This is a genomic window from Streptomyces sp. NPDC032822 (assembly GCF_055578825.1).
In genome coordinates this window covers 257,612-272,317 of the sequence record NZ_JBVIOL010000001.1, presented here as the reverse complement: position 1 = coordinate 272,317, position 14,706 = coordinate 257,612, and the positions used below count along the sequence as shown (strand labels likewise).

Annotated in this window: 13 protein-coding genes and 1 tRNA gene; 9 read left to right on the top strand and 5 right to left on the bottom strand. The window is 71.3% G+C overall.

Features of this window, described 5'->3' with window-relative positions; translation table 11 throughout:
* Positions 1-72 precede the first annotated feature (72 nt).
* Positions 73-1,893 carry a putative bifunctional diguanylate cyclase/phosphodiesterase gene (locus tag ACZ5VD_RS01355; protein WP_468680026.1) on the top strand — a complete coding sequence of 607 codons (1,821 nt, stop codon included), beginning with the start codon at positions 73-75 and terminating at the stop codon, positions 1,891-1,893.
* A gap of 141 nt (positions 1,894-2,034) precedes the next feature.
* Here the strand turns inward: ACZ5VD_RS01355 and ACZ5VD_RS01350 are convergent, their stop codons facing one another.
* From ACZ5VD_RS01350 to ACZ5VD_RS01340, 3 genes are all read right to left on the bottom strand, one after another.
* A complete protein-coding gene (locus tag ACZ5VD_RS01350; protein WP_468550570.1) occupies positions 2,035-3,156 on the bottom strand; it encodes an LLM class flavin-dependent oxidoreductase in 1,122 nt (373 codons plus the stop codon).
* Positions 3,157-3,871: 715 nt separating this feature from the next.
* Positions 3,872-4,603 carry a maleate cis-trans isomerase family protein gene (locus tag ACZ5VD_RS01345; RefSeq protein WP_468680024.1) on the bottom strand — a complete coding sequence of 244 codons (732 nt, stop codon included), beginning with the start codon at positions 4,601-4,603 and terminating at the stop codon, positions 3,872-3,874.
* Positions 4,600-5,475: a maleate cis-trans isomerase family protein gene (locus ACZ5VD_RS01340; protein WP_468680940.1), complete on the bottom strand. Its 876-nt coding sequence runs from the start codon at positions 5,473-5,475 to the stop codon at positions 4,600-4,602. The genes ACZ5VD_RS01345 and ACZ5VD_RS01340 overlap by 4 nt, the downstream gene beginning before the upstream one ends.
* A gap of 185 nt (positions 5,476-5,660) precedes the next feature.
* Between ACZ5VD_RS01340 and ACZ5VD_RS01335 the strand changes: the two genes are divergently transcribed.
* Together ACZ5VD_RS01335 and ACZ5VD_RS01330 are read left to right on the top strand one after the other, a co-directional pair.
* Positions 5,661-6,668: a D-2-hydroxyacid dehydrogenase gene (locus ACZ5VD_RS01335; protein WP_468550572.1), complete on the top strand. Its 1,008-nt coding sequence runs from the start codon at positions 5,661-5,663 to the stop codon at positions 6,666-6,668.
* A 22-nt stretch (positions 6,669-6,690) separates the two neighbouring features.
* Positions 6,691-8,130: an amidase gene (locus ACZ5VD_RS01330; RefSeq protein WP_468680022.1), complete on the top strand. Its 1,440-nt coding sequence runs from the start codon at positions 6,691-6,693 to the stop codon at positions 8,128-8,130.
* Between the two features lie 3 nt (positions 8,131-8,133).
* On the opposite strand, the gene ACZ5VD_RS01325 is transcribed toward ACZ5VD_RS01330, so the two are convergent.
* On the bottom strand, positions 8,134-8,628 hold the full coding sequence (locus ACZ5VD_RS01325; protein ID WP_468680020.1) for a DUF3830 family protein: 495 nt from the start codon (positions 8,626-8,628) through the stop codon (positions 8,134-8,136).
* A gap of 97 nt (positions 8,629-8,725) precedes the next feature.
* Here ACZ5VD_RS01325 and ehuB point away from each other — a divergent pair, with 97 nt between their 5' ends.
* The 6 genes from ehuB to ACZ5VD_RS01295 all read left to right on the top strand — a co-directional run bounded on the left by ehuB (position 8,726) and on the right by ACZ5VD_RS01295 (position 12,967).
* Complete coding sequence (gene ehuB, locus ACZ5VD_RS01320) at positions 8,726-9,640, top strand: ectoine/hydroxyectoine ABC transporter substrate-binding protein EhuB (RefSeq protein WP_468680018.1); 915 nt, start codon at positions 8,726-8,728, stop codon at positions 9,638-9,640.
* Entirely contained in the window at positions 9,637-10,371 is a 735-nt protein-coding gene (gene ehuC, locus ACZ5VD_RS01315; RefSeq protein ID WP_468550575.1) for an ectoine/hydroxyectoine ABC transporter permease subunit EhuC, read from the top strand. The genes ehuB and ehuC overlap by 4 nt, the downstream gene beginning before the upstream one ends.
* Entirely contained in the window at positions 10,368-11,018 is a 651-nt protein-coding gene (gene ehuD / locus ACZ5VD_RS01310) for an ectoine/hydroxyectoine ABC transporter permease subunit EhuD (protein WP_468550576.1), read from the top strand. The genes ehuC and ehuD overlap by 4 nt, the downstream gene beginning before the upstream one ends.
* 10 nt (positions 11,019-11,028) lie before the next feature.
* Positions 11,029-11,805, top strand: a complete 777-nt coding sequence (gene ehuA / locus ACZ5VD_RS01305; protein ID WP_468680938.1) for an ectoine/hydroxyectoine ABC transporter ATP-binding protein EhuA — start codon at positions 11,029-11,031, stop codon at positions 11,803-11,805.
* A gap of 209 nt (positions 11,806-12,014) precedes the next feature.
* Positions 12,015-12,773, top strand: a complete 759-nt coding sequence (locus ACZ5VD_RS01300) for an IclR family transcriptional regulator (RefSeq protein WP_468550577.1) — start codon at positions 12,015-12,017, stop codon at positions 12,771-12,773.
* A gap of 120 nt (positions 12,774-12,893) precedes the next feature.
* A tRNA-Lys gene (locus ACZ5VD_RS01295) sits at positions 12,894-12,967 on the top strand.
* 103 nt (positions 12,968-13,070) lie between these two features.
* On the opposite strand, the gene ACZ5VD_RS01290 is transcribed toward ACZ5VD_RS01295, so the two are convergent.
* Positions 13,071-14,687 (bottom strand): AMP-binding protein, encoded by a 1,617-nt coding sequence (locus ACZ5VD_RS01290; protein ID WP_468680016.1) that lies wholly within the window; start codon positions 14,685-14,687, stop codon positions 13,071-13,073.
* Positions 14,688-14,706 lie beyond the last annotated feature (19 nt).

Genomic DNA, 14,706 nt, shown 5'->3' with positions numbered 1-14,706 from the left:
GCCCGGGGCCAGCCTCTATGATCGGCACACTTTCCTGGCGGACAGCGATCGAATGCACTGCGGGAGCGAGCGGTGAGCGGAACGTCCGAAGGGCCGACGCCCGCGGCAGACGCCGACGGGTCAGCCGTAACAGAGAGTGATGTCCGCACGTCTCCCGGTACGGGAGACCCGTCCGGCGAGGCCGTCTCCTACCGTTCGGCGTTCGCCGCGGCGCCCCTGGCGATGGCGGTCGTCGACCCCGCGGGCCTGGTGCTCGACGCCAACGAGCCGTTCGGCACGCTGCTCGGCACCGGTGCCGCGTCGTTGACCGGCCGGGCCGCCGCCGACCTGGTCGACCTGGCCTCGGACGCCCGCACCTGGCACGCCTACCGCGAGGTGCTGCGCGGCCGTCAGGCGAAACTGCGCTGCACCCGCCGCCTCAAGCACCCCGACGGGCACTCCCTGTGGGTGCAGGTCACCGTCTCCCCCCTGGTGGGGGGCGAGCCCGGGGTCCTGGTGTCGGTCGCCGACATCAGCGCCCGGCGGGAACTCCAGGCGCGGCTGCGGCACTTGCAGATGCACGACCCGGTGACCCGGCTGCCCAACCGCACCCTGTTCTTCGAGCGACTTTCGGCCGCGCTGGAGGCCGACTCGTACGAGCAGAGCGGCACCGGCCGGATCGGGCTGTGCTACCTGGACCTGGACGGATTCAAGGCCGTCAACGACACCCTCGGCCACCGCGTCGGCGACCGGCTGCTGGCCGCCGTCGCCGAACGCCTCACGCGCTGTGCCGACGAGGCCGGCTACGGCAGGGCCACCGCCCCGCTGGTCGCCCGGCTCGGCGGCGACGAGTTCGCCCTGCTCGTCGAGGACTCCACCGGCACGGAGCAGCTCGCCGACCTCGCCGAGGCCGTACTGGAGGCGGTCCAGGCCCCCTTCGACCTCTCGGGGCAGCGGATGTCGGTGTCGGCCTCGATCGGCGTGGTGGAACGCCAGGCGGCCGGGACCTCGGCCACCGGACTGATGCAGGCCGCCGACACCACGCTGTACTGGGCGAAGGCCGACGGCAAGGCCCGCTGGACCCTCTTCGACCCGGAGCGCAACGCCCACCGCGTCACCCGCCAGGCCCTCGCCTCCACACTCCGCCCGGCGATCGAGCGCGACGAGTTCGTGCTGGAGTACCAGCCGCTGGTCTGCATGGAGGACGGCCGGCTGCGCGGTGTCGAGGCCCTGGTCCGCTGGAATCACCCGCAGTTCGGCATGCTGACGCCGAATCGGTTCATCGGACTGGCCGAGGAGGACGGCTCGATCGTGCAGCTCGGCCGCTGGGTGCTGGCCACCGCCTGCCGTCAGGCACGGCAGTGGCAGCTGGACCACCCGGACGAGCCGCCGATCTTCGTGAGCGTGAACGTGGCGGTCCGTCAGGTCTGGGACTCGGACCTGGTCGCGGACGTGGCGCAGATCCTCGCGGAGACGGGGCTGGAACCGCGGCTGCTGCAACTGGAACTGACCGAGTCGGCGGTGATGGGCTCGGCGGGCCGCCCCCTCCAGGCCCTCCAGGCCCTCAGCGACATGGGCGTGGGCATCGCGATCGACGACTTCGGCACCGGCTACTCGAACCTGGCGTATCTGAGCCGGCTGCCGGTGTCGGTGCTGAAGCTGGACGGGTCGTTCGTCCGGGGCTTCCAGTACGAGGGGGAGGGCGTCCCGCCGAATCCGGCCGACGAGGTCGTCGTGGAGGCGATGATCCAGCTCGCCCACCGGCTCGGCCTGACGGTCACCGCGGAGTGCGTGGAGACGTCCGCGCAGGCTTCCCGGCTGCGGCGGATCGGGTGCGACACCGGCCAGGGGTGGCTGTACTCGCGACCAGTGTCGCCGGACCGGATCTCCGGGTTGCTGGGGGTACGGGTCTGACGGGGGTACGGGTCTGACGGAGGCGCGGCAGGACTGAGTCGCTGCCGCCGGGGCGCTGAGTCGCTGAGTCGCTTTCGCCGGGGCACTGAGGCCGTCAGCGCTCCGGTCCTGAGGGCCTCAGCCGCTGAGGGTCCCCCTCGCTCAGGCCTTCGGGAGTCCGTACGCGTCGGCGATGAGTTCGTACGAGCGCAGGCGTACGTCGCCGCTGTGGGCGTTGCCCGTGATCATCAGCTCGTCGGCGCCGGTGCGCTTGTGGAGGTCGTCGAGGCCGGAGCGGACCTCGTCGGGGGTGCCGTGGATGACGTTGGCGTTCCAGGAGTCCATGAAGTCGCGCTCCATCGCGCTGAACTCGTACGCCTCGGCCTCCTCCGGAGTGGGGACGAGCCCGGGACGGCCGGTGCGGAGCCGGATCATGTTGAGCGCGGCGGCCTTCACCTGGCGGCGGGCCTCCTTCTCGTCCTCGGTGGCGAGGGCGGAGACGCCGATGAGGGCGTACGGCTCGGCCAGGGCCGCTGACGGCCGGAACGACTCCCGGTACAGGTCCAGCGCGGGGATGGTGTTCTGCGCCGAGAAGTGGTGCGCGAAGGCGAAGGGCAGACCGAGGGAGCCGGCCAGGCGGGCGCTGAAGCCGGAGGAGCCGAGCAGCCAGACGGGCGGCCGGTGCGGATCCTGGACGCCGCCCGGGGAGGTCGCCTGGATCGGGCCGGGTACCGCGTGGATACGGCGGTAGCGGTGGCCGTCCGGGAAGTCGTCGTCCAGGAAGCGGATCAGCTCGGCGAGCTGCTCGGGGAAGTCGTCGGCGCCTTCGTTCAGGCGTTCGGTGCGGCGGAGGGCGGCGGCGGTGGCGCCGTCGGTGCCGGGGGCGCGGCCGAGGCCGAGGTCTACCCGGCCCGGGGCCATCGCTTCCAGCGTGCCGAACTGCTCCGCGATCACCAGTGGGGCGTGGTTCGGGAGCATCACGCCGCCTGAGCCGAGGCGGATGCGGGTGGTGTGGGCGGCGAGGTGGGCGAGGATCACCGCGGGTGAACTCGACGCCACGCCCGGCATGGAGTGGTGTTCGGCGACCCAGTAGCGGTGGTAGCCGCGGGACTCGGCGAGGCGGGCGATGTCGACGCTGGTGCGGAGGGCGTCGGTGGCGGTGCGGCCTGCGCCGACGGTGACCAGGTCCAGTACGGAGAGGGGGGTGGGGGCGGTGCCGTGGGCTGTTCCCCGGGTCTCGTCTGCCGTTGCGGTCACGGTGGCTGCCTCCTGTTGTTCGACCATGCGCTGTCCTGCGCTGGGTTAACAGGAGGCTGTCCCCGTTTATTCCTGGGAGCCCGGCGCCGGTGCGGCCCGCGACCGGGGGCTCCGCCCCCGGCCCCCCGACCTATGCCCACCCACCACCCGACTCGGCCAACCAAGAGGCAACCCTCGCCTCCACCTCGGCCGACCGAGAAGTGACCGTCGGCTCCACTCCTCCCGAGCTTCCGACCCGGCCGGACAAGAGGCGAGGCTTGCCTCCCGGAGCGACCGTCGGTCGAACGCAATGCTCGGCTTGGCTCCCGGCCCGGGGAAACCCGAAGTAGCCCCGCCTACCGGCACGGTCAGACGCGAAGCTCGTCGTGCCTCCCAGCCCAGGGAAACCCGAAGTACCCCCACCGACCGGCACGGTCAGATGCGAAGCTCGTCGTGCCTCCCGGCCCGGGGAAACCCGAAGTAGCCCCGCCTACCGGCACGGTCAGACGTGCAGCTCGTCGTGCCTCCCGGCTCGGTAGGGCGAGGGGTGGGGCTTGGCCTTGTCGTGCGCCTCTTGAGGTGGCGAGGCGGGTGGTGGGTGGGCATAGGTCCGGGGTCTGGGGCGGAGCCCCAGGGGGGTCGGCCGACTGAGTCGGGGGTGGGTGGGCATGGGTCGGGGTCTGGGGCGGAGCCCCAGGGGGTGGGGGCGAGGGCCAAGGCCAGGGGCGCCCCCCAGGGGTCCCTGGGGGGCGGATGGGGAGGGTCAGGACTGGATTAGGGGTTCTCGGGTGAAGAGGGCTCCCAGGGCGGGGGCGTTCACCCGTCGGTCGGCCAGGCGTAGGGCCTCCCACACCGTGACCTGGTTCGCCGTGAGGACCGGCTTGCCCAGTTCCTTCTCCAGGGAGGGAATGTGGGCCGCGGTGTGGAGGGCGGTGTCGGGCAGGAGCACCGCCTCCGCGTCGTCGGAGTCCGCCGCGCGGGCCAGCGCGAAGACCTCCTCCTCCTCCCACGTCCCGACCTCCGCCGCGGTGATGATCCCGGACCCGCGAACCCCCACGACCTCCGCGCCGGCCGCCGTGAGGAACTCCGCGAACAGCGTGGCCACGTCGTCCGGATAGGTCGCGCCCACGGCGACCCGGCCCACCCCGATCTCCCGTAGCGCGTGCGCGAAGGCGAAGGACGTGGAGGAGGCCGGCAGGCCCGCCGCCCGGGCGAGGGCGCGCACCTGGTCGTGGGCGCCCTCCCAGCCGTAGACGAAGCTGCCGCTGGTGCACGCCCAGACCACCGCCTCGGCGCCCGACATGCGCAGCTCCTCGACGCCGGCGGCTAGCCGGGACGCCGAGCCCATCTCCAGCAGGGCGTCGACCCGGTGGGCGTCCTCACCGATGTCGGTGTGGACCAGCTCCAGCCGGATGTCGCTGCCGAGGAGTTGTTCGATGCGCGGGTAGTCGTCCTCGGCGGAGTGGCCCGGATAGAGGAATCCCAGTGCGGTCATGTCCAGCCTTCCTGCTGTTCTTCGTCCGGTAGCCCCGGCACGTCCGGCAGGCCCGCCGTGTCCGGGAGGGCCGCCGTGTGCGGCAGACTCGCCGTGTCCGGCAGCCCCGGCACGTCGGGCATCACGGGGCCGGTCCGTGCCGCCGGATCGATCAGCGCCTGGTACGGCCCCACAGCCCGGGTACCCAGTCGACGCAGCGCTGCCCACATCGTGACCTGGTTGGCCGAGATCACCGGGATCCGCAGTTCCGCCTCCAGCTGGGGGATCACGTCGTACGTCGGCAGGTTGGTGCAGCTGATGAACAGCGCCTCGGCGCCCTCGCCCATCGCGCTGCGCGCCATGTCGGCCACGTCCCGGTACGGAACCTTCCAGATGTGCCTGGTCAGGCCCATGTACGCGCATCCGGCGACGGAGACGCCCGCCTCCGCCACGTACTCCTCCAGGGCCCGGGTGACGGACACCGTGTAGGGCGTCACCAGCGCCACCCGCCGTACGTCGAGTTCGGCCAGTGCCTCCAGGAGGGCGCCGGACGTCGTCACCGAGGGCAGTTCGCCCGCGCGGGTCATCGCGCCGCACATCGCCCGCTCGCCGACGATCCCGCCGACGAAGCTGCCGGAGGTGCAGGCGTACGCGACGACCTCGGGGGCGATGGCGGTGAGGGTGCGGACGGCGTTGTGCAGGGTCTCGTGCTCGCTGACCAGGCGGGCGAGGTCGAGGCTGACCTCCACGGGAACGTACGGCGTCCTGGTCAGATGCAGGGACACCTCGTCGGGTACCCAACGCCACAGTTCGCGGTCGAGGGCGAAATCGAAGGGAGCGACGACACCGATGCCGCGCTGGGGACGGGGGCCACCGAGAAAAGTAACGTCCATGGCAGGCACCGGCCTCACTGTGGGAAGCGGGAGGGGAACGGACCGTGCGCGAGCCCGTGTTGACGAAGGTAGGTTCGGGTGCGAGCGTGGTCAATCCGCCCTCGTGACGCCCAGGTCACACCCCGGTCACCCGCTCATGTCCGCCCATGTCGGACGGCTGTCTCCGTCGAAGAAACGGCTCCAGAATGACCGCATCCGATTCCCCCTCCTCCTCGTCCTCCCCGTCCTCCCTGCCCTCCCTGTCCGGTTCCTCGCCCACCGTCCTGGTTCTCGACGCCGATCCGTTGCCGCGTCTGGGCAGACTGACCGGCCGGGCGCGGATCGAGCACGCGAGCCCGGCGACGCTGGCCGAGCGGCTGCCGTCCGCGGATGTGCTGCTGGTCTGGGACTTCGCCTCGCACGCGGTGCGCTCGGCCTGGCCGGGCGAGGGGCCGCGGCCCCGCTGGGTGCACACGGCGAGCGCGGGAGTGGACCATCTGATGTGTCCTGAACTGGCCGACTCCGACACGGTGGTGACGAACGCCCGGGGCGTCTTCGACCAGCCGATCGCCGAGTACGTCGCCGCGCTGGTGCTGGCGATGGCCAAGGACCTGCCCCGGACGCTGGAGTTGCAGCGGCAGCGGACCTGGCGGCACCGCGAGTCGCAACGGGTGGCCGGAACCCGCGCGTGCGTCGTGGGGTCGGGGCCCATCGGGCGGGCGATCGTCGCCACCCTCAAGGCGCTCGGCATCACCTCGGCGCTCGTCGGGCGCACCCCTCGCACCGGTATCCACGGTCCCGAGGAGCTGGACCGGCTGATGGCCCGCGCCGACTGGGTGATCGCGGCGGCGCCGCTGACGGAGCAGACGTACGGCATGTTCGACGCCCGCCGTTTCGGTGTCATGCAGCCCTCCGCACGGTTCGTCAACGTGGGCCGGGGGCAGCTGGTCGTCGAGGAGGCGCTCGCCGAGGCGCTGTCCAAGCGGTGGATCGCCGGCGCCGCGCTGGATGTCTTCGTCGACGAACCCCTCACCCCCGACAGCCCGTTGTGGCAGGTCCCGAACCTGATCGTGTCCCCGCACATGAGCGGCGACACGGTCGGCTGGCGAGATGAACTCGGTTCCCAGTTCGTGGAGTTGTACGGGCGCTGGGAGGCGGGCAGAGCACTGACGAACGTCGTCGACAAGAAGCGGGGCTACGTCCCCGGACGCTGAACTCCCCACGGCTGGAGAGCGCATGACGCAGCAGGGCCAGGATCGCGACCTCACCGGGCTGACCGCCGTACAACTCCTCGACGGCTACCGCAAGGGTGAGTTCAGCCCCGTCGACGCGACCCGGGCGGCCCTGGAACGGGCCGAGCGGATCCAGCCGGAGGTGAACGCGTTCGTACGGCTCACCGCGGACGAGGCCCTCGCCCAGGCCCGGGCGTCGGAGGACCGGTGGCGGCGAGGCGAGCCCGCCGGCCTGGTCGACGGGGTGCCGGTCACGGTGAAGGACATCCTGCTGCTGCGCGGGGCGCCCACCCTGAAGGGGTCCAGGACCCTTTCCGAGCAGGGCCGTTGGAACGAGGACGCCCCGTCCGTGGCCCGGCTGCGCGAGCACGGCGCGGTGTTCCTCGGCAAGACGACGACCCCCGAGTTCGGCTGGAAGGGCGTGACGGACTCGCCGTCGTCCGGCGTGACCCGCAATCCGCACGACCCGACCCGTACGGCGGGCGGTTCCAGCGGTGGCGCGGCGGCGGCCGTGGCGCGGGGCGCGGGGCCGCTGGCCCTCGGCACGGACGGCGGCGGCAGTGTCCGTATCCCGGCGGCGTTCTGCGGGATCTTCGCGCTGAAGCCGACGTACGGCCGGGTGCCCCTCTATCCCGCGAGCGCGTTCGGCACCCTGGCCCATGTGGGCCCGATGACCCGGGACGCGGCGGACGCGGCCCTGCTGCTCGACGTCATCGGCGCCCCGGACTCCCGCGACTGGTCGGCGCTCGCCCCGCCGCCGGGCTCCTTCACGGCGGGCCTGGCGGGCGGGGTACGGGGCCTGCGCATCGCCTACTCCCCCTCCCTGGGCGGCCAGGTCGCCGTGCGGCCGGCGGTCGCGGCGGCGGTCCGGCGGGCGGTGGAGCGGCTCGCCGACCTGGGCGCGTATGTCACGGAGGCCGACCCCGACTTCACCGACCCGGTGGACGCCTTCCACACCCTGTGGTTCAGCGGCGCGGCCCGGGTGACCCAGCATCTCGGCCCGCAGCAGCGGGAGTTGCTCGATCCGGGGCTGCGGGAGATCTGCGACCAGGGCGCCCGCCGTACCGCTCTCGACTATCTGGCCGCCGTCGACGTCCGGATGGAACTCGGCCGCCGGATGGGCCTCTTCCACGAGTCCTACGACCTGCTGGTGACCCCCACCCTCCCGATCACGGCCTTCGAGGCGGGCATCGAGGTCCCCAAGGGTTCGGGCCACCGCCGCTGGACGGGCTGGACGCCCTTCACCTACCCCTTCAACATGACGCAGCAGCCCGCCGCGTCCGTCCCGGTCGGGACGGACGGCGACGGGCTGCCGGTGGGGTTGCAACTGGTGGCGGCCCGGCACCGGGACGACCTGGTGCTACGGGCGGCGCACACGCTGTACGAGGCGGGCGCCACGTCCTCCGGGAGCGCGAGGGCCACGCCCTCCGGTTCCGGAGGCTGAGGGTCACGCCCTCCGGAAGCTGAGCGTCTCGCCCGCCGCCCCGGTCCGCCACAGGTCGTTGCAGGCCTCCGCCAGTTCCGGCAGGCCCTCGGTGATCTGTCCCCAGACGATGCCGGGCACCCACCCCACGTCGCCGTTGAGCAGCAGGTTGTTGCGTTCGTAGAAGAGGGCGAGGTCGACGACGGTCGTGCCGGGGCGCACCTCACGGTCGTAGCCGTAGGCCCCGGTGCCCAGTTCCGCGCCCGCGAAGGAGAAGTAGCAGAGATCGCCCGGAATGGGGGTGACCGTCGGATTCTCCAGCGGTGGTTCGTTTGCCGCGAAGGGCGGGAAAAGGGCGTAGATCTCGTTTCGTGCGTATTTCGCGTGATAGACGTCACCGGCCAGGGGGAGAGCGTCCCAGACGATCGCGCAGGTGATCGGGGCGCGATCGTCGAGCAGCTTTGCCGTGGCGGTGATTCCGCGCTTGACCAGCGAGATTTCGATGTAGCGATCAGCCATGCGTTCCATGGTCTCTCGTCGGTCAAGGGGGCCTGGTCACGGATCGGGGCCGAAATCGATCGGAATAACTCCCATGGGGTCGGGTAGCCGCGCCGCCATGGCTCCACCACTGGAACATGGGACACACACGTCCGGGACCACACGCCGGTCGCTGCTCGCGGGGGTAGCGGCGCTCGGCGCGCTGGGCGCCGCCGGGTGCTCGCGGGTGGCCACCGCATCGACCACGAAGGGCGGGGATCTCCTCGACCGGCTGAAGGCGCAGGGTGTCGTACGGCTGGGAATCGCCGGTGAGATTCCCTTCGGGTACATCGACCGCGACGGCAATCTGACCGGTGAGGCGCCGGAACTGGCGCGGGTGATCTTCAAGCGGCTCGGCATCGACAAGGTGCAGCCCGTGCCCACCGAGTTCGGCTCACTCATCCCGGGTCTGAACTCGCAGCAGTTCGATGTCGTCGCCGCCGGGATGTACGTCAATCCCGAGCGCTGCGAGCAGGTGATCTTCTCCGACCCCGACTACCAGATGCTCGACTCGTTCATCGTGCGCAAGGGCAATCCGAAGGGCCTGCACGACTACAAGGACGTCGTCGAGAAGAAGGCGAAGTTCGCCACCGGCACCGGGTACGCCGAGATCCAGTACGCCGTCGAGGCGGGGTACAAGGAGGGCGACATCCTGATCGTGCCGGACCAGGTCGCCGGGCTGAACGCCGTCGAGGCGGGGCGCGTCGACGTCTTCGCCGGGACCGCGCTCACCACCCGCGAGGTGGTGAAGAAGTCGGCCAAGACCGAGGCCACCAAGGCCTTCACCCCGCTCGTCGACGGGAAACCGCACGTGGACGGGGGCGCGTTCGCGTTCCGGCCCACCGAGACCAATCTGCGGGACGCGTTCAACGTGGAGCTGCGGAAGCTGAAGAAGAGCGGCGAGCTGTTCCGGATCCTCAAGCCCTTCGGGTTCACCGAGGCCGAGATGACCGACCTCACCGCGAAGGACCTGTGCGGAGGGACGAGCGGATGACCTCGGGACTCTGGGAACTCGTACTCAAGGGGATCTGGACCACCGTCCAGCTCCTGGTGTTCAGCTCGCTGCTCGCCACGGCCGTGGCCTTCGTCGCCGGCGTCGCCCGCACCCACCGGCTGTGGATCGTCCGCTTCCTCGCGGGGGTCTACACCGAGGTGTTCCGCGGGACGTCCGCGCTGGTCATGATCTTCTGGACGTTCTTCGTGCTGCCGATCGCCTTCGGCTGGCAGCTGGTGCCGATGTGGGCGGGCACGCTCGCGCTGGGACTGACCTACGGGGCGTACGGCTCGGAGATCGTGCGCGGTGCGCTGGGAGCCGTCGATCCGGCGCAGCAGGAGGGCGGGATCGCGCTCAGCTTCACGCCCTGGCAGCGGCTGCGGCTGATCCTGCTGCCGCAGGCGGTGCCGGAGATGATCCCGCCGTTCTCCAACCTGCTGATCGAACTGCTCAAGGGCACCGCCCTGGTGTCCGTCATGGGCATGGGCGACCTGGCGTTCAGCGGCAACCTGGTGCGCCTCGCGCTCCAGGAGAGCGCGGAGATCTACACGTATCTGCTGGTGATCTACTTCGTGATCGCCTTCCTGCTCACCCGGGTGATGCGGGGACTGGAGAAGAAGTTGAAGGCAGGAGTCGGGAAGGCGCCCCGGCGCGCGGCGGACGCGGATGAGCCCAAGCGCGCCGAGACGACCGGGGTCGGCGGCGGCGTCGGAGTCGGAGGTGCCTCGTGAAGTGGGACTGGGATGCCGTCAGCGACTTCATGCCGTACTTCTGGGACGGTCTGGAGGTCACCCTCCAGGCGCTGGTCCTCGGCTCGCTGATCTCGTTCGTCGTCGGCCTGGTGTGGGCGCTGTTGATGCGCACGCCCTCGCGCTGGGTGCGCTGGCCGGTCGGCGCGGTCACGGAGTTCATCCGCAACACCCCGCTGCTGGTGCAGCTGTTCTTCCTCTTCTACGTGCTGCCCGAGTGGGGCGTGACCCTCTCCGCGCTGACCACCGGTGTGATCGGCATCGGGCTGCACTACTCGACGTACACGATGCAGGTCTACCGGGCCGGTATCGAGGCCGTGCCCCCCGGTCAGTGGGAGGCGGCCACCGCCCTCAACCTGCCGGTGGCCCGGACCTGGCGGGTGGTGATCCTGCCGCAGGCGATCCGCCGCGTGGTGCCGGCGCTCGGCAACTACGTCATCGCCATGCTCAAGGACACGCCGATCCTCATGGTGATCACCGTGATGGACATGCTCGGCCAGGCGCGGCTCTACTCCCAGCAGCACTTCCAGTTCACCGAGCCCCTGACCGTGATCGGCGTGGCCTTCATCGTCATGTCCTATCTGGCCTCCCTTCTCCTGCGAGCCCTGGAGCGACGTCTTGTCCACTGACTCCCCCCTCATGAAGGATCCCGACGCCCGGGCCAACCCGCCGGTGGACGGCAGCGAGCTGATCCGCCTGGAGCAGGTGACCAAGCGGTTCGGGGACAACACGGTCCTCGACCACCTCGACTTCTCCGTCGACGCGGGCAAGCACGTCACGCTGATCGGGCCGTCCGGATCGGGCAAGACCACGATCCTGCGGCTGCTGATGACGCTGACGAAGCCCGACGAGGGCACGATCACCGTCGACGGACAGCAGCTGTTCCCGGCGCCGGAGAAGCAGGTCCGCGAGATCCGCAAGAAGATCGGCATGGTCTTCCAGCAGTTCAACCTGTTCCCGAACATGTCGGCCCTGAGGAACATCACCGAGGCCCCGGTCACCGTCCTCGGCCTGTCCAAGGACGAGGCGGAGGAGCGGGCCCGCGAGCTGCTGGACCTGGTGGGCCTGGCCGACAAGTGGGACGCCCGCCCCAGCCAGCTCTCCGGCGGCCAGCAGCAGCGGGTGGCCATCGCGCGGGCGCTGGCGATGCGGCCGCAGGTGCTGCTCCTGGACGAGGTGACCTCCGCGCTGGACCCGGAGCTGGTCGCGGGCGTCCTGGACGTGCTGCGGGACATCGCCCGCACCACCGACATCACGATGCTCTGCGTGACCCACGAGATGAACTTCGCCCGGGACATCTCCGACCAGGTCCTGATGTTCGACTCGGGCCGGGTCATCGAGTCGGGACCGCCGGAGAAGATCTTCAGCGAGCCGGAGAAGGACCGGACGCGCGAATTTCTGAGCGCGGTGCTCTGACCTCGAAAAGTGACCGTCGTTCAATCTCCGAGGTCCGGGGCTCGGGTCGTGACCCTGACATATGCCAGGGCGCCCGAGCCCCTGCTGGGAGGGCTGCGCGACCGGCGGAATCTCGTCAACGGCCGCTCACTACAAGCCTCTTGCCCCTTATCGTGGAGGTGATTCGCTGTCCGGATTACGGCCCAAGAAGCGAGCGCAGGGGGAACACCGTGGCGCTGATGCACGAGCCGACCGCGCCCTACCACTCGGCCCAGGACGCCCTGCGTGTCCTGGAGACCGTGGCGCGGTACACCACCGGAGTCACCGACATCCGTCTCGCCCGCCTGACCGGCATCGGCCCGGAGCGACTGACCGCGCTCCTGAGGATGCTGCGCCGGGAGGGATACGTCGAACAGGTCACCGACGGGGCCTACGTCACCGGAGCCGCCCTCAACCGCCTCGGCTCCGCCCAGGAGCGCGAGGAGGCGCTGCGCGAGCGGCTCCAGCACGCCCTCGACCGGCTGCGCGACTCGATCGGCGCCGCCGTCTACATCAGCCGGTACGTGGACGGCGAGGTCACCATCGGCCAGTACGCCGACGGCCCCGGCACCCCCTCGGTCAACGAGTGGGTCGACTTCCGCTACTCCGCCCACGCCACCGCGCTCGGCAAGAGCCTGCTCGGCCAGCTCGACCACAACGGCCGCCGGGACCACCTCTCCCGTCACAAGATGGCCCGGCTCACCTCGCGCACCATCACCAGCGACAAGCTGCTGCTCTCCCGGCTGGAGACCCAGCCGGCGACCGTGCCCCACCTGGACCTCCAGGAGTACGCCGTCGGCACGGTCTGCGCGGCCGTCCCGATCACCGCGGGCTCCTCGGTCGGCTGCCTGGCCCTGTCCCTGCCGGTCGAGCACGCCCACCGGCTGCGCCAGGCCGCGGACCGGCTGAACCGGGAGGCGGCTCCGGTCCTGCTGTCCCTGGTGATCTAGCCCCGTTCCGGGCGTCGGCCGGGCACGCTCCGGACGCCCGACAAATGGTCCGGAGCACTCCCACGGACCGGGTAGTATTTTCTCTGTCGCCGACCGCCGAGAGTGGTCGGCGAGAGTCATGCGCCGCTAGCTCAGTTGGTTAGAGCAGCTGACTCTTAATCAGCGGGTCCGGGGTTCGAGTCCCTGGCGGCGCACGGTGTCGAGGGCGAGGCGTGTTCGCGGAAAGCGCGAACCGGCCTCGCCTTCGTCGTTCTTCGCGGCTATGCCGCGCGGTGTGGGGGCTTCGCCACCCACCCCTCAAGCGGGGCCTCTCGTGGAAACGAGGGGCCCTTCGACGTCCTGTGGGGTCAGTCTCCGGTACGTCTCCTCCCCCGGTGGCCGCCACCAGACCGGGTCGGCGCACCGGACGCCCTCCTTCCTGAGCCGCGCCCGGTGGATCTTGTTGGTGGCCGTGACCGGCATCCGCTCCACCACCCGCACGAACCGGGGCGCCATCTTCGTCCCCAGGTCCGGCTGGGCGAGCAGGAACTCCGCGAAGGCCCGCGGCTCGAAGTCCCCGGCGACCGCCGCCATCACCTGGTCCCCGGTGACCGGATCCGGCACCGCGTACACGGCGACGGCGACCGCGCCCTCGTACCGGGCGAGGATGTTCTCGATCATCGCGGCGGCCAGGTTCTCGCTGTCGACGCGCAGCCGGTCGTCGGTGCGGCCGGCGAAGTAGAGGTAGCCGTCGGGGTCGCGGTAGAAGAGGTCGCCGGTCCAGTACCAGCCGTCGTCCCGCAGCCGGGCCGCGTCCGCGTCCGGGTTGCGCCAGTAGCCCTCGAAGGGGCTGGGCCCGCGGTTGACCAGTTCCCCGATGGCCTCGTCGGCGTTCAGCAGCCGCCCGGCCGGGTCGAAGAGCGCCGGCGGGCACTCCTCACGGGTGGCCGGATCCAGTACGGCGAGTCCGGGTGCGGCCGGGCCGACCGCGCCGGGCGGGGTGCCGGGCCGCCACTGGATCGCCGCACCGCCCTCCGAGGAGCCGTATCCCTCCACCAGCCGCACCCCGAACCGCCGCTCGAAGGCCGCCGCGTCCACCGCCCCCGCCTCGGTGCCGAAGCCCAGTCGCAGCGGATGGTCCCGGTCGTCGGGGCGTGGCTCGGTGGCGAGGAGGTACTGGATCGCCCGGCCCACGTAGGTGAAGTACGTCGCCCGGTACGCCCGTACGTCCGCCAGGAACCGGGACGCCGAGAACCGCGGGCGCAGCGCCACGCCCGCCCCGGCCGCGAGGGCGGGGGCCCAGTCGGCGATGACCGCGTTGCCGTGGAACATCGGCATGCAGACGTAGTGGACGTCGTCCTGCCCGACCGCGAACTGGTCGGCCAGTGAGCGGCCGGCGGCGGCCAGCCGGCCCTGGGAGCAGAGCGCGGCCTTCGGGGCGCCGGTCGAGCCCGAGGTGAAGTAGAGGAGCAGCAGGTCGCCGGGCAGCGCCCGCAAGGCGTCGGGCCGCGCGTCCGCATAGGGGGTGAGGAGGTCCTCGTACTCCGGTGTGTCGGTCGCCAGGATGTGCACGCCGGGCAGGTCGAGGCCGGTGAGGAGGGGCAGGTGGGTGCGTTCGGTGAGCAGGATCCGGCACTCGGTGTGCAGGATGTCGCGGGCGAGTTCGGGGCCGCGGCGGGTGGGGTTGATCCCGGCGACGGCGGCGCGTGCGAGGGCGGCGGCGCCCAGCCACAGCGGGTATTCGGGCGTGTTGTCGAGCAGGATGCCGAGGTGGGGGCGGGGCGGCAGCAGATCGGCCAGCAGGGCCGCGCGGGCCGCCGCGCCGGCCGCCGCCTCGTGGTGCGTGAGCACCCGCTCCCCGCACCACAGTCCCGGCCGGTGGTCCCCCCACCGGGCGGCGACGAGCTCGGCCACCGTGCGCGCCTTGGACTCCATGGCCGCGCACGGTAGTTGA